Here is a 19,862-nt window from a genome sequence, read left to right as displayed (position 1 = left end):
CAGGGGCATCAAGACGATGCCTGTGCCACCGGGCAACGAGAGGTCACCGCCAGCGTCAGGCGCTGCCCAGCCGCTGGTACAGGCCGCCGGGCAGACGCGCCACCTGGCCATCCAACTCCAGCTCCAGCAATTCCACCTGCAGCGACGCCGCATCCATGCCCGTGCGGGCCACCAGGGCATCCACCCCCATGGGGTCAAAACCCAGCGCCTGCAACAAGGGGCTTTCAGTCTGGCGAGTGTCGATATCCGTGCTGCCTTCTTCGTCAAGCACGGCAGCGCCAGAAGAGGCGCTCTGCTTGCCTGCCGCAGGGGGCATGCGCAGTTCTTCCAGCACATCCTGCGCGGACTCCACCAGCTTGGCGCCCTGGCGTATGAGCGCATGGCAACCCCGCGATTGCGGTGCGTGAATGGAGCCAGGAATGGCAAAGACCTCGCGGCCCTGTTCCGCCGCCATTCGGGCGGTGATCAGCGAACCAGACGCCAACGCCGCCTCGACCACGAGAGTGCCTTGAGAGAGGCCGGAGATGATGCGGTTGCGCTTGGGGAAATTGGCGGCCAGCGGTGGCGTGCCCAGGGGGTATTCGCTGACCAACACCCCGTGGGCTGCAATGCGGTGGGCCAGGTCAAGGTTCTTGCGGGGGTAGACGCGATCCAACCCGGTGCCCACGACCGCAATGGTGGCGGGTGTTGCCTCCGCAAAGGGGTCGGAGGACACATCCAGCGCACCTTCATGGGCTGCCGCATCCACACCCAGCGCGAGCCCCGAGACGATGGTGAAGCCCGCCCCCCGCAGTGCGCGCGAAAAAAGCCGCGCGTTGTCCGCGCCCTGTGCCGTGGGGTTGCGGCTTCCGACCACGGCCAGGCACCGGGCGGTCGGAAACGGGTTTTGCGCCACCAGCCGGGCCGCCCCCATCAGGTACATGAGCAGCGGGGGATCTTCGGTGTCCAGCAACGACTGGGGATACCGGGCATCCCCCAATGTGATCACCGCACGGGCAGGTCCTTGTCGGTCTGCTCCCTCCAGCCAATGCCAGGTGGTCTCCAGCAACGCCTCCCATCCGCTGGGTACGGTACACAGCGCCTTGGCCTGGGCCAAGGTCACACAGTCCTGCAAGGCAGTTTCGGGTTGGCGGAAGATGTCCTGCGGCAGCCCAAAACGGGCCAGCAGGCGCCGCGCGGCGCTATTGCCCACGCCCTGGGAAAGCGTGAGGCGCAACCAAGCGCCCAGCTCGTCGCGGTCCATGGAGGCAGTTGATAGAAGAACCACGGCAACGCCGGCCCGCCACCGCGCCACCCACAGGCAGCCGTGCGGCTTCAGCCAGTCCGCCGTTATTCCTGAGGATTGATCAGGCGGTCGCCCACGCGCACGCCGCTGCGGATTTCAAGCAGCAGCGCGTACGAGACGCGATCGAAGGTCCGGAACACCATGGCCGTCCCGTTGCTCTCGCTGGGTAGCTTGATCATGGTCTTCCCCTCGCCAGTCACATCCTTGATGCGGTCGCCCTGGGTCAGCAGCGACAGGACATGACCTGGCTCAATGCCGTCTTGCGAACCCATGTTGATCGCAACCACCTGGTTCTGGGCGGCATAGGCTGCCGAGAAGCTGCCGTAGATGGAGACGATGCGCGCGTCCACATCGATGTGGGGCGCTCGTGGGGTGTAGCTGGTGAAGACCCGGGCAGGCGCTGGCAGGATGCGGTCCCCTGCGCGTATCTCTTCCTTGGTGCCGGACAGATCCACAGTGGCAGGCACATATTCAGAGACATAGCCGCCCTTGCCGTTGGGAATCTCTTCAAAAGACTCGCCACGCACCAGCTCGGCCTTGCCCAGGTACTGTGCTTCGTACCCCAGGATTTCACCCGTCACCGGATCCTTCATGGCCACGGCATCGCGGAAAACACGGAAAAAACGGGGCTCGCCAGGTTCTGCACGAACGGGGGCGGATGCATCGCCGCGCACATAGGCGCGGTCGCCACTGGCCATGAGCACGCGATCTTCGGTGGTGGCCACAATGCGGGGAGCCCGTTGCAACACGTCGGCATCCACCACCAGAGGCTCCACGAGGAAGGGCTCAATCAGGTGAGACTTGAGTGTGGGGAGCGCCGTGCTGGCCAGACTGTCGCTGCGGGTGCGGGGCGACACGCGCACCGTCTGAGGCTCTGAATCCGACACGCCAGGGGGTGTCGTCCGCAGGCGGGCGTAGCTGCCATCCTTGTCCAGGTAAAGCGTCTGGCCCGGATAAATCAGGTGCGGGTTTGCAATGGCCTTGAGGTTCATGCCCCACAGTTCGGGCCAGCGCCAGGGCCGCTTGAGGTACAGACCCGAAATACCCCACAACGTGTCGCCGCGCTGCACCGTGTAGGTGTCCGGGGCGTTAGGCGCTAGCTCGGACAAGGGGATGCCACGCTCCGACACTTGCTGTGCCGTGGCGCGCTGACCGCTGGAGATGGGAGGGGTCTGGGCCTGAGCCGGTGCGACCAGCAAAGCGCCAGCGATGATGGTGAGCGCGCCCAGGGCGGTCCGCCGCACGCTGGTGAATGCTGTCATGTTGTTCCTTTTCTCATGCATTGGGAAACGCCCCCTCGCTGGCACCTCGACGCACGGAGCAACCGCGCAGCCGGGCAAATACGTTACAAAGCTTCTTAGATTCTCTGCTCAAGCCCTTGATTCGGCAACGATTATTGGCTGGCGGCGCTGCAGCAGGCCTTAAAAGTGGCGAAAATAGCGACATCTCTTGGCAGCTTTCATGGCAATCCTTCCCATTCTCTGTTACCCGGACCCCCGGCTTCACAAGGTTGCACGCCCCATTGCGGCGGTGGACGACCGCATCCGGACGCTGGTCTCCGACATGCTGGCCACCATGTACGACGCCCATGGCATTGGCCTGGCCGCCACCCAGGTGGACGTGCACGAGCGCCTGGTGGTCATCGACGTTTCTGAGGAACGCAACCAGCCGCTGGTGCTCATCAACCCCGAACTGGTCTGGACCAGTGCCGAAAAGCACCTCAACGAAGAAGGTTGCCTCTCGGTACCCGGCATCTACGACGGCGTTGAACGCTTCGATGCCGTGCATGTGCGGGCACTGGACGCCCAGGGCCAGTCCCGCGTCATTGAGGCCGATGGCCTTCTGGCGGTGTGCATCCAGCACGAGATGGACCATCTCATGGGCAAGGTGTTTGTGGAATACCTCTCCCCACTCAAGCGCAACCGCATCAAGACCAAGATGGTCAAGCAGCAGCGGGGGGCGCGCGAGTGACCGGTCCGGCGCTCTGCACCCGCAGGGGTGGCGGAGTGCTGGCGCGCCTGACGCTTCTTGTGCTGGCGGTGCAAATTTCGGGCTGTGCGCTGCCAGCCCGCGAAAAAGCCGGCGCGCTGCGCGCCGAGGTGGTTGCCCGTCTGGGGCCGCCCACCGCCTCCTTCCCTTTGCCAAGCGGCGAGCGGCTGCTGTACTCCGAACTGCCCGCAGGGTTTGCGGCCTACAACCTGGATTTCGACGCCAGCGGCAGGCTGGTGCGCAACGAGCAGGTGCTGACGCAGGCGCGCTTTGAGAACCTTCCGGTGGGCATATGGACCACCGCCGATGTGCAGCGCACCTTTGGCGCGCCTTTGCGCGTGGAGCGTGTGGCGCGGTTCGAGGGCGACATCTGGACCTACCGCTTCCGCCAGAACTCCGACCCGCGCCTTGCCCACGTCCACCTGGACCGCCAGGGCGTGGTACGGCAGGTGCTATTCACGGACGAGCTTCCCCATTTTGACAACGCGCGCGACTGAGTGCGTACTTACCTCCTGACAACGGTTTCCCATGAGAGTCATTTTTGCCGGCACGCCCGAATTTGCCCGCGTGGCGCTGGAGCGGCTGCTGGCCGCAGGGTTCACGGTGCCCCTGGTCCTGACCCAGCCCGACCGCCCCGCGGGGCGCGGCATGAAGCTGCAGGCCTCCCCCGTCAAGCAATGCGCGCTGGAACACGGCATCCCGGTGGCGCAGCCCCGCAGCCTGCGCCTTGACGGCAAATACCCCGACGATGCAGCCGCCGCGCGAGATGCGCTGGTGGCTGCGCAGGCCGATGTGATGGTGGTGGCCGCCTATGGACTCATCCTGCCACAGTGGGTATTGGATCTCCCGGCCCAAGGGTGCCTGAACATCCACGCCAGCCTGCTGCCCCGCTGGCGGGGCGCCGCGCCCATCCATCGCGCCATCGAGGCCGGGGATGCAGAAACCGGCGTCACCATCATGCAGATGGATGCTGGCCTGGACACCGGCGACATGCTGCTGATGGAACGGCTGGCCATCGCCCCCATGGACACGACTGCCACCCTGCACGACCGGCTGGCCGCCCTCGGGGGCCGCATGATCGTGGAGGCTCTGGAACTGGCCGCCTGTGGAGGGCTGAAGGCTGTGCCCCAGCCCGCCGAGGGCATCACCTACGCCCACAAGATCGAGAAGGCCGAGAGCACCATCGACTGGTCGCTGCCCGCCACGGTGATCGGCCAGCGTATTCGGGCGTTTGACCCGTTCCCCGGAGCCAGCACCGAATGCGCCGGGGAAACGATCAAAGTGTGGAGTTATGAAATTGATAGCAATAAAACGAATACGGATAAGCCTCAGGGCCAAATTTTGTCGGTAAATGGCGACGGAGTGACGGTCGCCTGCGGCGAAGGCACGCTGCGCCTGACCACCTTGCAGCGGGCGGGGGGCAAGCGGCTCGCAGCGGCCGATTTCTTGCGGGGCTTTGACCTGCAGCCCGGCATGGTGCTGGGCGCTGCGCCCACCACCGCCGCGACACCAGCATGAGCCGCCGGGCCGCCATCGGCAACACACTGCGCCACCCCTCCTTTCGCGTGGCCGCCGTCGACATGGCGGGCACGGCCGTGGGCATCGGGGCCTGGGGCCTGGTCACCGGAGTGGTCATGGTCAAGAGTGGGCTGTCCGTGGGGATGGCCATCTTCATGTCGCTGGTGGTGTATGCCGGCAGCGCGCAGCTGGCGGTCATCCCTTTGATGGCGGTGGGCGCACCGCTGTGGGTGGTCTGGCTCACGGCGAGCTGTGTGAACCTGCGTTTTGTGATCTTCAGCAGCATGTGGCGCAGCTACTTCGCGCACCTGCCGCTGCGCCAGCGCCTGGCGGTGGGCTATTTCAGCGGCGATGTGATCTACGTGGCCTTCATGAAGCGTTTTCCGGAGCCGCGCCCCCAACCCGAGCAGGTGCCGTATTTCTGGGGTGCTGCCAGCACCAACTGGCTGGCCTGGCAGGTGCCGTCCATCGCCGGCATCCTGCTGGCCAATGCCGTGCCGCTGTCCTGGGGCCTGGGGTTTGCGGGCGTGCTGGCGCTGCTGGGCGTGCTGCTGTCGCTGCTGTTCGACCGGGCCACCTGGCTGGCCACCGGGGTCGCCGCCACGGCTGCAATTGCCGCGTTTGCACTGCCGCTCAAGCTCAACATCCTAGTGGCCATTGCGGCAGCGGTGGCTGCGGGCCTCTTGATGGAAGCAGTGGACCGCCGCCGCCACAAGCCCGAACTGGTCCTGTTGCCCGCCGACAGCGTGCTGCCCCCTGAAGAACGCGAGCAGGTCGAAGCCGGCGACGTGGTGCCACTGCGCGAGGAGCGCCATCCATGATGAACGACTGGTCCTGGATCGAACCCGCCATCGCCATCTTCGGCCTGGCCGTGATCACGGTGGTGTCGCGCTCGTTCTTCATGATCCCCGAGCGCGAGCTGCCGCTGCCCGACTGGCTCAAGCGCGGGCTCAAGTACGCACCGCTGGCCGCCCTCACCGCCGTGATCGCGCCCGAGATCCTGATGACCCAGGGCGAACTCATCGGCACGTTCATGGACGCGCGCATCCCTGCCGTCCTGTGCGCCACTGCCTACTACTTCTGGCGGCGCGGCATCCTGGGCACCATCGTGGTTGGCATGGTTGTGTACCTGCCACTGCACATCGGCTGGAATTGGTAGAGAAGCACCTCCTGAGCCGTGTGCGTCAGTGCCGCCGCCAGAGGCGGTGGCTCTTCGGTGCAGTCCAAGCCTGCGCAGGCAGGCTTGGAGCCGCTGCCCCTCAGCCCCCAGGGGGACGACGCCAGGGGCCTGGCAGAGCCAGTCCCACGGGTGCAATGGCACGGGCGCGGGAGCCGCATGGGCTTCGCTCACTAAAATGGCAGCCCTCAAGAGCCCGATTCAATCCACCCCTCCCGCCATGAACATCCTCCGCTTTTCCGATCTGTGCGCCCAAGGCAAGGCCCAAGGCCAGCGCGTTTTCATCCGTGCCGACCTGAACGTTCCCCAGGACGATGCTGGCCGCATCACCGAAGACACCCGCATCCGCGCATCGATCCCCTGCATCCGCATGGCGCTGGACGCCGGGGCGGCCGTCATGGTGACCAGCCACCTGGGCCGCCCGACCGAGGGTGAGTTCAAGCCCGAGGACTCGCTGGCCCCCGTGGCCGCACGCCTGTCCGAGCTGCTGGGCCGCGATGTTCCGCTGGTCTCGAACTGGGTGGACGGCGTCACCGTTGCCCCAGGCCAGGTCGTGCTGCTGGAAAATTGCCGCCTGAACGTGGGCGAGAAAAAGAACAAGGAAGACCTGGCCCGCAAGATGGCTGCGCTGTGCGACATCTTCGTGAACGATGCCTTTGGCACCGCCCACCGCGCCGAAGGCACGACCTACGGCATCGCACAATTCGCCCCCATTGCCTGCGCCGGCCCGCTGCTGTCGGCCGAGATCGACGCCCTGACCAAGGCCCTGGCCCATCCCCAGCGCCCGCTGGCCGCCATCGTGGCGGGCTCCAAGGTCTCGACCAAGCTCACCATCTTGAAGAGCCTGGCCGACAAGGTGGACCAGCTCATCGTGGGCGGCGGCATTGCCAACACCTTCATGCTGGCGGCGGGCCTGCCCATCGGCAAAAGCCTGGCCGAACCCGACCTGCTGGACGAAGCGCGCGCCGTGATCGCCGCCATGAAAGCGCGCGGCGCCGAAGTGCCGATCCCCACCGATGTGGTTACCGCCAAGGCCTTTGCCGCCGATGCCCCAGCGACCGTCAAGGCAGCCAAGGACGTGGCCGAGGACGATCTGATCCTGGACATCGGCCCCGAAACCGCCGCCCGCCTGGCCACCCAGCTCAAGTCCGCAGGCACCATCGTCTGGAACGGCCCGGTGGGCGTGTTTGAATTCGCGGCCTTTGAAAACGGCACCCGCGAGATTGCCAAGGCCATTGCCGAATCGCCCGCGTTCAGCATTGCTGGCGGTGGCGACACCCTGGCGGCCATCGCCAAATACGGCATTGAAAAACAGGTGGGTTATATCTCCACTGGCGGCGGCGCCTTTCTGGAAGTGCTGGAAGGCAAGACGCTGCCCGCGTTCGAAATCCTCGAAAAACGCTTCGTTACCATCGTTTGAAATTTGTTACACACACCGGTACAAGCAAATGCAGCCACGCGTAAGCAAGCACGCCAATCTGTGACCAAAAACAACGAATTGCGTGTGTCTGGGCGCAGTTACCTCAATTTTTTCTTGTTTTTGTTGAGTATCGCGCCCAGAATTATTTTTCAATCGCGTGGGATGTATCTGTTCATGTCCCCGCCTCTCAAAGTCCGTAGGAGGGAATCATGAAATTTTCAAAGGCAGTCAGCTTGGCGGTATTGGCCGGCGCTGTGGCTACTTTGGCGGGATGTGCTTATCGTTCGCCCATTCCCCTGGCGGAGAACTTTGAGCTGACGGTACAACCCAAGGTCCGCTCGGCGGGCCACTGGGAACTGGTCTCGAACGATGTGGTGGCGCAAACCCTCAGCACGCTCGACAAGACCGGCATGGCCCCTGGCACGCAATTGCATGTCGCGCTGCCCCCCAACCCGAGCGCATTCGATCTGGCATTCCGTGATTTCCTGATCACCAAGCTCGTGCAAAGCGGTGCGCCTGTTTTGCAGGATCCTGGCCAGGCACTCAACGTGACGTACAACACGCAGGTGGTTCGTCACAACAGCCCCCGCCCCCACTTCATTCCTGGCCAGTTCACGATGATCGCTGCGGGCCTGATGGCAGCCTACGGGCTGCGTCACGAGCACCTGGATCTGCAACTGCTGGCCGCGCTGGGTGCCACCTCGCTGGCTGACTACGGCGCCAGCATCAACTCGGGCGGCCCCACCAACACCGAGCTGATCCTGACCACCACGGTCACACGCGGCGGCCAGTATGTGGCCCGCAAGACCGATGTGTACTACCTCGAGAACGCGGACACGCCGCTGTTCATGCGTCCGTCGTACTACAAGAACGTCAATATGAAGGTAGTTTCGCAATGAAAACCGCAGCACTTCTGACCGCGCTGGCCGCAGCAGCTTTGCTGGCCGGCTGTGCCAACAATGGCGCGCCCACGCGCACCGATCCGACCTACCAGGAAGCCGCCAACAACCAGTTCCTGACCAGCAGCCGCGATGCCGTGGCCAAGCTGACCGCCGGTTTCGACCTGAGCGCTGCAGGCAGCGGCCCCGTCCTGGTGGCCACCGTGGTCAACGTGAACGACCTGAGCCGCTCGGCCCCTCTGGGCCGCACGCTGTCCGAGCAATACGCCTCGCACATGGCGGCCAGCGGTTTCAACGTGAAGGAAATCAAGCTGCGCGGCGACGTGTTCGTGCGCGAAGGTGCTGGCGAGTTGCTGCTGTCCCGCGAAATCAAGGATATCGCCCGCAGCCACAATGCCTCGCTGGTGCTGGTGGGTACCTACTCGGCCGCTGCGAATTTCACCTACGTGAGCCTCAAGCTCGTGCGCACGGAAGACAGCCGCATCATCCGCGGCCACGACTACGCACTGCCCAACGACCGGGATGTGCAGCGCCTGCTGGCGGTACCGCGCTGAGGGAATGCGAATTCGGTAGGGGTGCTCCCGCTGCGTACGGGGACTCCCGAACCACCCCCAAAAAGGCCGTCTCGACGGCCTTTTTTGTTGCCCACTGCGGGCTCGTGACCACACCCCGGAGTCCTCTGCGCCGCAGCGGTGGGCAGAAAACCGTGCGGCGGTGCTTGTCACCCCACCTAAAATCACGCCCCATGACCTTCACCGACATGCTGCGCGACGCCACGGCGCAAAACAACTCCCTGCTGTGCGTGGGCCTGGACCCGGAGCCCACGCGGTTTCCTGCGGGAATGCTGGGCGATGCGCACAAGATCTATGACTTCTGCGCCGCCATCGTGGACGCCACGGCCGATCTGGTGTGTGCCTTCAAGCCACAGATCGCCTACTTTGCCGCCCACAGCGCCGAAGACCAGCTCGAACGTCTGATGCAGCACATGCGCGCCAACGCGCCGCATGTGCCGGTGATCCTGGATGCCAAGCGCGGCGACATTGGCTCCACGGCCGAGCAGTACGCCAAGGAGGCCTTCGAGCGCTACGGTGCCGATGCGGTCACGCTGTCGCCCTTCATGGGCTTCGACTCCATCGAGCCCTACCTGGCCTACCACGGCAAGGGCGCCTTTTTGCTGTGCCGCACCTCCAACCCGGGCGGCGACGACCTGCAGACCCAGCGCCTGGCCAGCGTCGAGGGCCAGCCGCTCATGTATGAGCATGTGGCACGGCTGGCGCAAGGCCCCTGGAACAAGAACGGCCAGCTGGGCTTGGTGGTGGGTGCCACCTACCCACAGGAGATCGAGCGCGTGCGTGCCATTGCGCCCACACTGCCGCTGCTGATCCCGGGCGTGGGCGCCCAGGGTGGCGACGCCGCTGCCACCGTGCGCGCCGGGCTGCGCGATGGCGGGCCGATCATCGTGAACTCGTCGCGGTCCATCCTGTACGCGTCCAAGGGCGACGACTTTGCAGCGGCGGCGCGCACCGAGGCCCAGCGCACCCGCGCAGTGCTCGAAGCGGCCCGCGCGCGCTGACACCCCACTTTCAGCTCCTACAACCTTCGCGCCGCAGCTGCACCCGGATCACACCCATGCAGCTCAAGTGGCTCGAAGACTTCATCGTGCTGGCGCAGGAGCGCAGCTACACGCGGGCAGCCGAGCTGCGGCATGTCACGCACCCCGCCTTTGGCCGCCGCATCCGCGCGCTGGAGGCCTGGGCGGGTACGCCGCTGGTGGAGCGCGGTGGCGGCCCCGTCACCCTGACGCCTGCCGGGCAGAGCTTTCTGGAAACCGCCGGCCACATGGCGCGCAGCCTGGCGCAGTCGCACGAGGAGCTGCAGAGCCTGGCCGGGCGGCAGGCCCGCACCGTGACGCTCGCCACCGGCCGCACCCTGGCACGCACGGTGGTGGCCGACTGGCTGGTGCGGCTGCAGCCCATTTTGCAGAACGCCGAGCTGTGCATACGCACCCGCGCTCTGGCAGACACCGTGGCGCTGCTGGAAAGGGGTGAAGCCGACTTCTCGCTCGTGTACCACCACCCGGCGCTGGCGATACGGCTGGATGCGCGCCAGTTCATGCATGTCACGGTGGCGTCCGACCGGCTGGTGCCCATTTCGCGGGCGACGGCACAAGGGCAGGCGCTGCACCGCTTCGGGCAGGACCACCTGCCCGTGCCCTACCTGGCCTATGCCCCCCAGCTCGCGCTGGGCCGGCTGGTGGAAGACCATCTGTCCCAGAACCCGCATGCGCCCCGGCTGCAGCGGGTGGTGGAATGCGACTCGGCCGACGCGCACTACGAATACGTGCAAAAAGGCCTGGGCGTGGCGTGGCTGCCCTGGTCCATGGTGCACGCCGATTGCCAGGCCAAACGGCTTGCGCCTGCGGGCGATGCGCGCATGGAAGTGCGTTTCGACGTGCGCCTGTACCGACCCAAACGCCGACTCGGCCCCGTGGCCGAAGCGCTCTGGAAAGCCCTGGCACAGCGTTGACATCCCAGGGTTTGCCCGAGGGGGCAGAACCTATTTGGCACACCTCGGTGCCATTTCAGCACCACAGACGTGTGCCCGCCTTTTCACAATGGCTCCACCCACAAGAACTTCACTGGAGCCCCGCATGCAAAACACTCCCTCCCTGCGCCGCACCGCCTTGCTGTGTGGCATGGCCCTCCTGGCGGCCCCAGCGTTCGCACAGGATGTGTATCCCTCCAAACCCATCACCATTGTGGTGGGCTACCCACCCGGGGGCAGCACCGACCTGACCGGCCGCACCGTGGCCACGGAATTGAGCGCCAAGCTGGGCGTGCCGGTGGTGATTGAAAACATTGGGGGCGCAGGCGGCGCGATTGGTGCACAGAAGGTGGCGAGCAGCGCACCCGACGGCTACACCTTTCTGGTGGGCGCCAGCAACGAGATTGCCATCAACAAGCTGGTGACCAAGAAGGTGAAGTACGACGTGAAGGACTTCACCGCCATCGGCCTCATCGCCTCGCAACCGCTGGTGCTGGTGGCATCCACCGGCGCGGGCGTGAAGAACCTGGCCGAATTCACGCAGAAGGTGTCCAAGAACCCGGGCAAGTTCAGCTACGGCAGTTCGGGCGTGGGCACCTCGCTGCACCTGGCGGGCGAGATGGTCAAGGAGCAGGGCAAGCTCTTCATGACGCACATCCCTTACCGGGGCGTCGCGCCGCTCACCAACGACCTCATGGGCAACAACCTGGAATATGGCGTGTTCGTGCTCTCCAGCGGCCTGCCACACATCAAGAGCGGAAAGGTGATCGCCCTGGGCACCACCGAAGCCAAACGCTCCGCCGCCACACCGGACATCCCGGCCCTGGCCGAAACCCCGCAGTACAAGAACGTGGACATTGGCGTGTGGTTTGCGCTGATGGGCCCGGCCAACCTGCCCAAGCCGGTGTTCGACAAGGTGAAGAAGGCGCTGAACGACACCCTGCAGTCGCCCGATTTCAAGAAGAAGATGGAAGCCAGCGGCTCCACCGTGGCTGCGACCACGGTCAACATCGACCAATTCCTGGCGGCCGAAGTCGCCAAGTACAAGAAGATTGTGGAATTCGCCAAGATCGAAGAATGAGCAGCAGCACCGCCCCCCAAAACACGGCCGTTCCACCGCTGGCCTTCGAGCTGCCCGCGCCCGACATCACCGCCTGGCGCGTTGGCAACACAGGCACCGAAGGCGTCTGGCATTTCGACTCGGGCGAACCCGGCCGCCACGTGATGGTCAGCGCGCTGGTGCATGGCAACGAGCTGTGCGGCGCCTGGGCCTTGAAGGGCCTGCTCGAAGCGGGCGTGCGGCCGCAGCAGGGCACGCTCACGCTGGCGTTCTGCAACCTCGATGCGTTCGACCGGTTTGACGCGAGCAACCACGACGCCTCGCGCTTCACCGACGAAGACCTCAACCGCCAATGGCTGGACGAGCGCATCAACGCAGCCGATACCAAGGAGCGCCGCCGCGCCGCCGCGCTGCGCCCGTTTGTGGCGCAGGCGGACTGGCTGCTCGACATCCACTCGATGCACGAGCCCTCGGCCCCACTGCTGCTCACCGGCATCCAGCCGCGCAACCTGGAACTGGCGCGCGCCATGCGCTCGCCCGAGCACATCGTGGTGGACGCGGGCCACAAGGACGGCGTGCGCATGCGCGACTACGGCCGGTTTGGCGCGCTGGAAGACGACCACGGCAACAGCACCCGTTCGCTGCTCATTGAATGTGGCTTCCATGGCGACCCGGCCAGCCGCGCCGTGGCGCAGGACCAGTGCGTGCGCTTCATCGAACAGTCCGGCGCCCTGAGCGCCGACGCCCTGGCGCAGCAACTGCCCGGCTGGCGCCTGCCCGATGCGCCCCGCCAATGGGCGCTGGAGGTGACCGGCCCCGTGGTGGCCACCAGCAGCGCCTTCCGCTTTGTGGCGCCCTACACGGGGCTGGAGCTGTTTGAAAAGGCTGGCACCGTGATCGGCGACAACGACGGTGTGCCGGTGACCACGCCGTATGACAACTGCGTGCTGGTGATGCCGTCGGTGCGCCAGGCGCGCGCGGGCGTGACGGTGGTGCGGTTCGCGCGGCGCAGGGCGCTGTAAGCGCGCAGTAACAGCTCAGTAGCGGCGCAACAGGCGCACTGCAGAGGCGGTGGGTGGCAGGAGCCCCCGCCTCCTTCTATTCAAATACTATAAATTCAATAGCTGCTAGCGCTTATCCATCAAGCGCTAGAGGCCATTTTTGCTTGTATTTTTGGCCCCAGCACCACACAGGCCAGAGCTGCCACCACCAGCACAATCCCCGCCCACTGCCAGGGCGCCACGCCCTCGTCCAGCAGCAGCCAGCCTGCGGTGAGCCCCACCACCGGCACCGCCAGGCTGAAAGGGGCCACGCGGTTGGCAGGGTAGCGCTGCAGCAGGTTGGTCCACAGCGCATAGCCAACAATGGTGGCCGCCCAGCCCAGGTAGGCCACAGCCGCCCACGACAGCAAGGGCACATCCGCCAGCGTTTGCCACTGCAGCCAGCGTGCGGCGTCAGGGTCGAACACGGCAGACAGCGCCACAAAAGGCAGCACCGGCACCAGGCTGCTCCAGATCACAAACGCCAGCGGATCAAACCCCGGGCTTTGCTGCTGCGCGAGGCGCGCCACGATGTTAGACGAGGCCCACATGGCAGCGCCGCACAGCGTCAGCAGCAAACCGGCCAGCGTGGTGGCCGCCGCTACACCCACGCCAGAGCCTGGGCCCACGTAGTTCATCGCAAAACACACCAGCCCCAGCGCGGCCAGCACCATGCCCCACCGCAAGGGCAACCCCGGCCGCTCGCGCAGCAGTGCAAAGCCGAACAGCGCGGTGAAGAACACCTGCGTCTGCAGCAGCACACTGGCCAGCCCGGCCGTCATGCCCACCTTGAGCCCTACAAACAGAAAACCGAACTGCCCCACGCCCTGGAACAGCCCGAACAACAGCACCCAGCGCCAGTGCATGCGCGGCGGGCGCACTAGCAGCACCAGCGGCAAGGCGGCACACAGGTAGCGCGCGGCGCCCAGCTGGAAGGGGCTGAAGCTGCGCAGCCCCCATTTCATCGCAACGAAGTTGACGCCCCACAGGACCACCACCACCAGGGCGGCCAGCAGGTCGCGCGCACGCAGCGGGCCACCTACCGGGCCTGGAGGGCCGGATACAGGCGCCGTCATTGCGCAGCCCGCGCAGCGTCGATGTGTGCCTTCACCCGCTGGGCCAGGGCCATGTCGCCGGGGGTTTCCGGGCTCCATTTGTCGATGGCACGGGGCTGCTCGTCGGCATCCACGGCGGTGTAGACCGCCACACAGTGCAGCACCTCTTGCAGCGGCTCGCCATGGATGCCACCGCTGCGCACCTCCACGGCCAGGTGCATGGCGGTGTCGGTGGTTGACGCCAGGCGCGCATGCACCTCCACCAGATCCCCCGGGCGAATGGGGTGCACAAAATGCGCGCCGCCCACAAACTCGGTGATGCACGGCCCCTTGGCCCAGGCGCTGGCGCAGGCAAAGCCGGCCTCGTCCACCCAGCGCAGCACAGTGCCACCGGGCACACGGCCGGCCTGGGGCAGGGTGCTTTGCGACGCCAGGAAACGCAGGGTGATCGATTGCATGCCAGGTGCTCCAAGGGGCGGGTGTTGGGGCCATTATTCTCCAGCGCGCCCTCTGCCGCCGCCCCGCCTGCATGCCTCCAAAGACGCCCCGCAGGTCGGCGAAAATTGACCTGAGTCAAAACCCTACTCAAAACAGCCCCCTACATTGCGTTACATCCCGCGCGGCCTGATGGAGGGCCGCATCCCAGTCGGCGGGTGCCGACACCCCGCCCCCTGAGGTCTACCCTTTTGCGCACACACCCACCGTGCGCCTACTGCCATGTCCCTTCTTCACCGCTTGAACCTGCTCGAAAAATTCCTCATCCTGGGGACACTCGGGCTCATGATGAGTGCGCTGCCCACCTACCTGACGGTGCGCGATGCGCTGCACGCCATTGGCCATGCGCGCCACGAGGCGCAGGGCATGGTCCCTGCGCAGGCACTCACCCGCCTCGTGCAGCAGATGCAGGTGCACCGGGGCCTGTCGGTGGGCATGCTGGGCGGCGACGAAACCCTGGCAGCACGCCGCCCCGCTGCGCGCGATGCCGTCAACGCGGCGCTGGACGATGCCACCACCCGCTTTGCGGCCGCCAAGGTGCCCGCCACCCAGATGGCCGCCTGGACCCAGGCCCAGCAGACCTGGCGCACGCTGGAGCAGGCCGTGGCCGCACGCAGCATCGAGCAGGCCCAGAGCACGGCGCAGCACACGCAGCTCATCGCGTCGCTGCTGCAGCTCAACGAATCCTTGCTGCATGCCTATGGCCTGCAGATCGACCCCGACGCCGACACGCACGCACTGATCCAGGCCTCGCTGGTGCAGGCGCCCATGCTGGGCGAAAAGCTGGGCATGCTGCGCGCGCAAGGCGCCAGCGCCCTGGGCAAACGCGAGCTGACGCCCCAGGGCAAGGGCCAGTTGCTGGTGCTGCAGCAGCGTGTGGCCGAGCTGCAGGCCGACACCTTCCGGGGACTGGACCGCGCCCTGCAAGGCAATCCCGATCTCCAACGCGCCCTGGGCAGCAGCGCGCAGGCCGTGCAGGGCCAGATCCAGCAATCGCTGCAGATGGCCGAGCGCGATGTGATCAACGCCAGCGAACTCCAGCTGCCCTCCAAGGACTATTTCGACGCCTTCACCCGCACCATCGAAGCGCTGAACGCGCTCAACAACCTGTCCATGGCCAGCCTGGACCAGGCGCTGCAGGCCCGGGTGTCCGACCTGCAGCGGGGGCTGCTGTGGGTGGCTCTGGCGCTGGTCGTCACGCTCTCGGCCACCAGCGGCATGGCGCTGGTGTTTGTGCGCTCGATGACGGTGCCGCTGTCGCAGGCCGTGGCGCTGTCACGCGCCGTGGCGCAGGGTGACCTGAGCGGCGCCCCGCTGGCCCACGGCACCAACGAAGTCGGCCAGCTGCTGCAAGCGCTGCAGCAGATGCGCAGCCAGCTCACGCAGGTGGTGCGCCAGGTGCGCAACGGTTCTGAAAACGTGGCCACGGCCAGCGTGCAGATTGCCCAGGGCAATACCGACCTCTCGGCCCGCACCGAAAGCCAGGCCAGTGCGCTCGAAGAAACCGCCGCCTCGATGGAGCAGCTCAACGCCACCGTGCGCCAGAACGCCGACAGCGCCCAGCAGGCCAGCCAGCTGGCCGCGAGCGCGAGCACCGTGGCCACCCAGGGCGGCGAGGTCGTGGCCCAGGTGGTCAACACCATGCAGGGCATCAACGCCGCGTCGCAGAAGATCTCGGACATCATCGGCGTGATCGACTCCATCGCCTTCCAGACCAACATCCTCGCGCTCAACGCGGCCGTGGAAGCCGCCCGCGCGGGCGAGCAGGGCCGGGGCTTTGCGGTGGTGGCCAGCGAAGTGCGCAGCCTGGCCGGACGCAGTGCCGAGGCCGCGCGCGAGATCAAGGCCCTCATCAGCGCCAGCGTGGAGCGCGTGGAGCAAGGTACGGCCCTGGTGGACCGGGCGGGCAGCACCATGACCGAGGTGGTGGCGTCCATCCGCCGCGTGACCGACATCGTGGGCGAGATCAGCGCGGCCAGCCACGAACAATCGCTGGGCGTGGCCCAGGTGGGCGAGGCCGTGACGCAGATGGACCAGGTCACGCAGCAAAACGCCGCCCTGGTCGAGGAAATGGCCGCCGCCGCCAGCAGCCTGCAGAACCAGGCCGAAGACCTGGTGCAGGTGGTGTCGGTGTTCCGTCTGGGGGACGAAGGCCAGGGCCAGCACAGGGCACCACGTCCCACAAATTCGCTACGAATTCAATAGCTATTGGTGCTTACCCATCAAGCGCTAGCGGCCATTTCTATTCAAACTCTGCGCGCCTCGTGGCTCCGCGGCGCTGCGCGGAGCGGCGGATGGACCGGGCAGCCCGCTCGCTCCTCCGTTGCGCATCCGTTCACGCCGTCGCAGGCTCACCACCCGGCCCCGCCACCGGCAGCACCAGCCGCGCGCGCAGCCCCTGGCCGGGGGCGCTGTGCAACTCCAGCGCACCCCCCTGGGCGCGCGCCACGCGCTCGGCAATCGCCAGCCCGAGCCCGGCCCCCGGTGCGCCCGCACGCGCCGTGCCGCCGCCACGTGCAAAAGGCTGGCGCATGCGGTCGATCTCTTCGGCGGTGATGCCGGGGCCTTGGTCCTGCACCTCCAGCCATACCTGGGTGGCGTCTGCCCCCGTGCGCAGCACCACCGGCGGCGCACCGTGGCGCCAGGCGTTTTCCACCAGGTTGTCCAGCGCGCGGCGCAGGGCCTGGGGGCGCACGGGCACGTCGGGCAGGGCCCCCAGTTCCAGCACCAGCGCGCGGCCATGGTCGGCGTGCGCCTCGGCCACGGCCTGGGCCAGGTCGTTGAGCGATGCGGTGGTGGGCGCCTCGGCCTCACCGCTGCGTGCGAACTGCAGGAACTGGCCCACGATGCCGTCCATCTCGTCGATGCTGCGCGCCATGCTGGCCGCCAGCGGCGCATCGACCTGCGGACCCGCAATCTCCACCCCCAGGCGCAGCTTGGTCAGCGGCGTGCGCAGGTCGTGCGACACACCGGCCAGCATCAGGGCGCGCTCGTGGTCGGCGGTGGCCAGACTCTGTGCCATCTGGTTGAAGCTGCGCGCCACGGTGGCGATTTCTTCGGGCCCATCATCCGGCAGGGTTGCGGGCGACTGGCCTTGCGCCAGTTGCTGTGCCGCGCCCACCACCTGCACCAGCGGGCGGTTGATGTGGCGCTGCAGCCACCACGCGCCCAGCAGCGCCAGCAGCATGCTGGCCAGCGTGGCGGCCAGCCAGGCGCCGGTGAACTCACGGCTGGGGAACACGCTGGGCAGGTTGAGCCAATAGCTCTCGGCCCCCTCCGCGCCCTCGTGCACCACACGCAGGGACAGCACGCCGGTGCTGTCGCGGCGCCACAGCGGTTGCGTCGGTTGCGGTGTCTGTGTCGCAGCATCGTCCGCACCCAGACGGCGCGACACGGCCTGCACAAACTGCCGCTCCAGGGGCGACAGCAGCGCACGCCGCGCAGCGCTCTCCGGCGCAGCGGGCGGTGCGGACAACACGGCCTGCCGGTTGAACGCCTCGACAAATGCCACACGCTGCGCCGGGGACAGTGCCTGCAGCCCCGCACGCAGCGCGGCCACATTGCGCGCCACGCCATCGGCCACCTGCGCCACACGGGGCTTGAAGATCATCTGCCGCACCAGCACCGCCGCCACCAGCTGCCCCAGCACGATGAGCGCGGCCATCAGCAGCAGGTTGCGCCCGAGCAGGCTGCGTGGCCAGAGCCCCCAGCGGCGGGTGGTTGCAAAGGCCATCATGGCTGGCGCCCCCCGCCCGGCGCAGCGCCATCGGGCACAAACACATAGCCCACGCCCCACACCGTGCGGATGTGGCGCGGCTGGGCCGGGTCTGCCTCGATGAGCTTGCGCAGGCGCATCACCTGCACGTCGATGCTGCGGTCGGTGGCGGTGTGGTCGGGCCCATAGGCCAGCGCGATAAGCCGGTCGCGCCCGAGCGGTCGGTGTGGCTGCTGGGCCAGCGCCTGCAGCAGCGCGAATTCGCCGGTGGTCAGGGGCACGTCCTGCGCACCCTGACTGTGGTTGTCGTCGCGACCATCGTTGCGCTCCAGCCGGCGCTCGTCCAGCCACAGCGTGAAGGCGCCAAACACAATGCGCCCGCCCGCCTGGCGCGGCCCGGTGTGGGCACCCAGCACACGCTGGCGCCGCACCATGGCCTGGATACGGGCCAGCAGCTCGCGCGGGTTGAAGGGCTTGGGCAGGTAGTCGTCGGCGCCCATCTCCAGGCCCACGATACGGTCCACCGGGTCGCCGCGTGCGGTGAGCATCAGGATGGGAATGGTCTCGCCCTGCGCACGCAGGCGGCGGCAGATGGCCAGGCCGTCCTCGCCCGGCATCATCACGTCGAGCACCAGCACATCGAAGCGCTCGCGCTGCAGCAGCACGTCGAGCGGGCTCGCGCCATCGACCGTGCGCACGGTGTAGCCCTGGTCGCTGAGGTAGCGCTGCAGCAGGGCACGCAGGTCGGGCTCGTCATCAGCGACCAGGATTTTGGCCAGGGGGTCGGTCATGGGCAGGGAGCAACGTGGCAAGTGAAGGCGGCGTGGTGGCAATGGTAGGCGCTACTTGGACGGTACGGCGGGCCATGCACCCCCAGCCATGACAAGGCATGACGGAGCCGCAGGCGTTTGTCATGGTTTGTCATACATCGGTGGATTTCTGCCATCAATGGCTCACACCCGGGACCCACAGTACAACCATGCCGCACCCCAAGGCAAACCCCAAGGAGTTGACCACCATGCCTTTGCTGCCCCAAGCCTTTGACAACGACCTGCTGCACCGCACCGCGCTGGCAGCGGGTGTGCTCGTACTACCCGCCCTCGCCACCCTGGGGCTGAGCGCCGTGCTGGCGCTGACCGCCCCCACCGAAGCGCAGGCCCGCACCCGCCGGAGCGTGGAACACAACGCCGATGGCAGTACCACCACCCACACCGGCGTGGCCCGCAGCGGCCCGAACGGCGCGATGCTGCGCGGCCGCACCGCCACCACCGATGGGCAGGGCAACGGCAGCGTGACCCGCCGTGGCGCCGCCGTGGGCGCGCAGGGCGGGGTGGCCGCACGCCAGGGCAGCACCACCCGCAGTGTTGACGGCAGCGCCAGCCACAGCGGCACGGTGTCCGCCCAGAATGCCCAGGGCAGCCTGCACAGCAGCGGCGGGGCGAGCCGCAATGCCGACGGCAGCGTGGAGCAGGCCCGCAGCACCACCGCCACCAGTGCGGCCACCGGCAACAGCGTGCAGACGCAGAGCAGCTACAGCAAGGACAGCGGCTTGAGCCGCAGTGCCACCTGCTACGACGCGAGCGGCACGGCCATGGCTTGTCCGACGCGGCCTTAACACCGTCTGGACCCAGCCATCGATTGCCACCCTCTGACCTCAGGAGCCTT

Annotated in this window: 20 protein-coding genes; 14 read left to right on the top strand and 6 right to left on the bottom strand. The window is 66.9% G+C overall.

Going from position 1 to position 19,862, the window contains the following annotated elements; genetic code table 11:
- Window positions 1-55: 55 nt before the first annotated feature.
- A complete protein-coding gene (gene dprA, locus LPA35_RS12250; protein ID WP_228897164.1) occupies window positions 56-1,243 on the bottom strand; it encodes a DNA-processing protein DprA in 1,188 nt (395 codons plus the stop codon).
- Window positions 1,244-1,329: 86 nt separating this feature from the next.
- Complete coding sequence (locus tag LPA35_RS12245; protein WP_218300823.1) at window positions 1,330-2,547, bottom strand: LysM peptidoglycan-binding domain-containing protein; 1,218 nt, start codon at window positions 2,545-2,547, stop codon at window positions 1,330-1,332.
- A 199-nt stretch (window positions 2,548-2,746) separates the two neighbouring features.
- On the opposite strand from LPA35_RS12245, the gene def reads away from it, so the two are divergent.
- The 12 genes from def (at window position 2,747) to LPA35_RS12185 (ending at window position 12,914) form a co-directional block, all read left to right on the top strand.
- The gene (gene def / locus LPA35_RS12240; protein ID WP_121421624.1) at window positions 2,747-3,256 is read left to right on the top strand and encodes a peptide deformylase; all 510 of its coding nucleotides are present in this window, start codon (window positions 2,747-2,749) and stop codon (window positions 3,254-3,256) included.
- A gap of 35 nt (window positions 3,257-3,291) precedes the next feature.
- A complete protein-coding gene (locus LPA35_RS12235; protein ID WP_228897163.1) occupies window positions 3,292-3,771 on the top strand; it encodes a hypothetical protein in 480 nt (159 codons plus the stop codon).
- A gap of 31 nt (window positions 3,772-3,802) precedes the next feature.
- Window positions 3,803-4,792, top strand: coding sequence for a methionyl-tRNA formyltransferase (gene fmt / locus LPA35_RS12230; protein WP_228897162.1), 990 nt, complete (start codon window positions 3,803-3,805; stop codon window positions 4,790-4,792).
- Window positions 4,789-5,613, top strand: a complete 825-nt coding sequence (locus LPA35_RS12225; protein WP_228897161.1) for an AzlC family ABC transporter permease — start codon at window positions 4,789-4,791, stop codon at window positions 5,611-5,613. The genes fmt and LPA35_RS12225 overlap by 4 nt, the downstream gene beginning before the upstream one ends.
- Entirely contained in the window at window positions 5,613-5,951 is a 339-nt protein-coding gene (locus LPA35_RS12220) for an AzlD domain-containing protein (RefSeq protein ID WP_121421627.1), read from the top strand. The genes LPA35_RS12225 and LPA35_RS12220 overlap by 1 nt, the downstream gene beginning before the upstream one ends.
- Before the next feature lie 238 nt (window positions 5,952-6,189).
- Entirely contained in the window at window positions 6,190-7,389 is a 1,200-nt protein-coding gene (locus LPA35_RS12215; RefSeq protein ID WP_121508157.1) for a phosphoglycerate kinase, read from the top strand.
- A 209-nt stretch (window positions 7,390-7,598) separates the two neighbouring features.
- Window positions 7,599-8,288 carry a hypothetical protein gene (locus LPA35_RS12210; protein ID WP_055400342.1) on the top strand — a complete coding sequence of 230 codons (690 nt, stop codon included), beginning with the start codon at window positions 7,599-7,601 and terminating at the stop codon, window positions 8,286-8,288.
- On the top strand, window positions 8,285-8,842 hold the full coding sequence (locus tag LPA35_RS12205; RefSeq protein ID WP_055400340.1) for a FlgO family outer membrane protein: 558 nt from the start codon (window positions 8,285-8,287) through the stop codon (window positions 8,840-8,842). The genes LPA35_RS12210 and LPA35_RS12205 overlap by 4 nt, the downstream gene beginning before the upstream one ends.
- 191 nt (window positions 8,843-9,033) lie before the next feature.
- Window positions 9,034-9,861, top strand: coding sequence for an orotidine-5'-phosphate decarboxylase (pyrF, locus tag LPA35_RS12200; RefSeq protein ID WP_228897160.1), 828 nt, complete (start codon window positions 9,034-9,036; stop codon window positions 9,859-9,861).
- A gap of 56 nt (window positions 9,862-9,917) precedes the next feature.
- A complete protein-coding gene (locus tag LPA35_RS12195) occupies window positions 9,918-10,814 on the top strand; it encodes a LysR family transcriptional regulator (RefSeq protein WP_218300819.1) in 897 nt (298 codons plus the stop codon).
- 124 nt (window positions 10,815-10,938) lie between these two features.
- Window positions 10,939-11,913 carry a tripartite tricarboxylate transporter substrate binding protein gene (locus tag LPA35_RS12190; RefSeq protein WP_228897159.1) on the top strand — a complete coding sequence of 325 codons (975 nt, stop codon included), beginning with the start codon at window positions 10,939-10,941 and terminating at the stop codon, window positions 11,911-11,913.
- Window positions 11,910-12,914 (top strand): succinylglutamate desuccinylase/aspartoacylase family protein, encoded by a 1,005-nt coding sequence (locus tag LPA35_RS12185; protein ID WP_228897158.1) that lies wholly within the window; start codon window positions 11,910-11,912, stop codon window positions 12,912-12,914. Before LPA35_RS12190 ends, LPA35_RS12185 begins: the two co-directional genes overlap by 4 nt.
- Window positions 12,915-13,033: 119 nt before the next feature.
- Here LPA35_RS12185 and LPA35_RS12180 read toward each other — a convergent pair whose 3' ends face one another.
- On the bottom strand, window positions 13,034-14,008 hold the full coding sequence (locus LPA35_RS12180; RefSeq protein WP_228897157.1) for an EamA family transporter: 975 nt from the start codon (window positions 14,006-14,008) through the stop codon (window positions 13,034-13,036).
- Window positions 14,005-14,445: an acyl-CoA thioesterase gene (locus LPA35_RS12175; RefSeq protein ID WP_055400328.1), complete on the bottom strand. Its 441-nt coding sequence runs from the start codon at window positions 14,443-14,445 to the stop codon at window positions 14,005-14,007. Before LPA35_RS12175 ends, LPA35_RS12180 begins: the two co-directional genes overlap by 4 nt.
- 259 nt (window positions 14,446-14,704) lie before the next feature.
- Between LPA35_RS12175 and LPA35_RS12170 the strand changes: the two genes are divergently transcribed.
- The gene (locus tag LPA35_RS12170; protein ID WP_228897156.1) at window positions 14,705-16,687 is read left to right on the top strand and encodes a methyl-accepting chemotaxis protein; all 1,983 of its coding nucleotides are present in this window, start codon (window positions 14,705-14,707) and stop codon (window positions 16,685-16,687) included.
- Window positions 16,688-16,817: 130 nt separating this feature from the next.
- Here LPA35_RS12170 and LPA35_RS12165 read toward each other — a convergent pair whose 3' ends face one another.
- Window positions 16,818-18,218, bottom strand: a complete 1,401-nt coding sequence (locus LPA35_RS12165) for an ATP-binding protein (RefSeq protein ID WP_228897155.1) — start codon at window positions 18,216-18,218, stop codon at window positions 16,818-16,820.
- Window positions 18,215-18,988 carry a response regulator gene (locus LPA35_RS12160; RefSeq protein ID WP_228897154.1) on the bottom strand — a complete coding sequence of 258 codons (774 nt, stop codon included), beginning with the start codon at window positions 18,986-18,988 and terminating at the stop codon, window positions 18,215-18,217. The genes LPA35_RS12165 and LPA35_RS12160 overlap by 4 nt, the downstream gene beginning before the upstream one ends.
- Before the next feature lie 227 nt (window positions 18,989-19,215).
- On the opposite strand from LPA35_RS12160, the gene LPA35_RS12155 reads away from it, so the two are divergent.
- Complete coding sequence (locus LPA35_RS12155; RefSeq protein WP_228897153.1) at window positions 19,216-19,812, top strand: hypothetical protein; 597 nt, start codon at window positions 19,216-19,218, stop codon at window positions 19,810-19,812.
- The last annotated feature ends 50 nt before the right edge of the window (window positions 19,813-19,862 follow it).

The organism is Acidovorax sp. Leaf73, from assembly GCF_916855635.1.
GTDB classification, from domain to species: Bacteria; Pseudomonadota; Gammaproteobacteria; order Burkholderiales; family Burkholderiaceae_C; genus Acidovorax; species Acidovorax facilis.
Note: the sequence above shows the minus strand (reverse complement) of the source record. Positions and strands in the feature narration are given on the sequence as shown.

What these genes read in the sequence shown, in the direction of transcription:
- dprA (WP_228897164.1), bottom strand. Translation starts at nt 1,243, where the DNA reads ATGGACCGCGACGAGCTGGGCGCTTGGTTGCGCCTCACGCTTTCCCAG.
- LPA35_RS12245 (WP_218300823.1), bottom strand. Translation starts at nt 2,547, where the DNA reads ATGACAGCATTCACCAGCGTGCGGCGGACCGCCCTGGGCGCGCTCACC.
- def (WP_121421624.1), top strand. Translation starts at nt 2,747, where the DNA reads ATGGCAATCCTTCCCATTCTCTGTTACCCGGACCCCCGGCTTCACAAG.
- fmt (WP_228897162.1), top strand. Translation starts at nt 3,803, where the DNA reads ATGAGAGTCATTTTTGCCGGCACGCCCGAATTTGCCCGCGTGGCGCTG.
- LPA35_RS12225 (WP_228897161.1), top strand. Translation starts at nt 4,789, where the DNA reads ATGAGCCGCCGGGCCGCCATCGGCAACACACTGCGCCACCCCTCCTTT.
- LPA35_RS12220 (WP_121421627.1), top strand. Translation starts at nt 5,613, where the DNA reads ATGAACGACTGGTCCTGGATCGAACCCGCCATCGCCATCTTCGGCCTG.
- LPA35_RS12215 (WP_121508157.1), top strand. Translation starts at nt 6,190, where the DNA reads ATGAACATCCTCCGCTTTTCCGATCTGTGCGCCCAAGGCAAGGCCCAA.
- LPA35_RS12210 (WP_055400342.1), top strand. Translation starts at nt 7,599, where the DNA reads ATGAAATTTTCAAAGGCAGTCAGCTTGGCGGTATTGGCCGGCGCTGTG.
- LPA35_RS12205 (WP_055400340.1), top strand. Translation starts at nt 8,285, where the DNA reads ATGAAAACCGCAGCACTTCTGACCGCGCTGGCCGCAGCAGCTTTGCTG.
- pyrF (WP_228897160.1), top strand. Translation starts at nt 9,034, where the DNA reads ATGACCTTCACCGACATGCTGCGCGACGCCACGGCGCAAAACAACTCC.
- LPA35_RS12195 (WP_218300819.1), top strand. Translation starts at nt 9,918, where the DNA reads ATGCAGCTCAAGTGGCTCGAAGACTTCATCGTGCTGGCGCAGGAGCGC.
- LPA35_RS12190 (WP_228897159.1), top strand. Translation starts at nt 10,939, where the DNA reads ATGCAAAACACTCCCTCCCTGCGCCGCACCGCCTTGCTGTGTGGCATG.
- LPA35_RS12185 (WP_228897158.1), top strand. Translation starts at nt 11,910, where the DNA reads ATGAGCAGCAGCACCGCCCCCCAAAACACGGCCGTTCCACCGCTGGCC.
- LPA35_RS12180 (WP_228897157.1), bottom strand. Translation starts at nt 14,008, where the DNA reads ATGACGGCGCCTGTATCCGGCCCTCCAGGCCCGGTAGGTGGCCCGCTG.
- LPA35_RS12175 (WP_055400328.1), bottom strand. Translation starts at nt 14,445, where the DNA reads ATGCAATCGATCACCCTGCGTTTCCTGGCGTCGCAAAGCACCCTGCCC.
- LPA35_RS12170 (WP_228897156.1), top strand. Translation starts at nt 14,705, where the DNA reads ATGTCCCTTCTTCACCGCTTGAACCTGCTCGAAAAATTCCTCATCCTG.
- LPA35_RS12165 (WP_228897155.1), bottom strand. Translation starts at nt 18,218, where the DNA reads ATGATGGCCTTTGCAACCACCCGCCGCTGGGGGCTCTGGCCACGCAGC.
- LPA35_RS12160 (WP_228897154.1), bottom strand. Translation starts at nt 18,988, where the DNA reads ATGACCGACCCCCTGGCCAAAATCCTGGTCGCTGATGACGAGCCCGAC.
- LPA35_RS12155 (WP_228897153.1), top strand. Translation starts at nt 19,216, where the DNA reads ATGCCTTTGCTGCCCCAAGCCTTTGACAACGACCTGCTGCACCGCACC.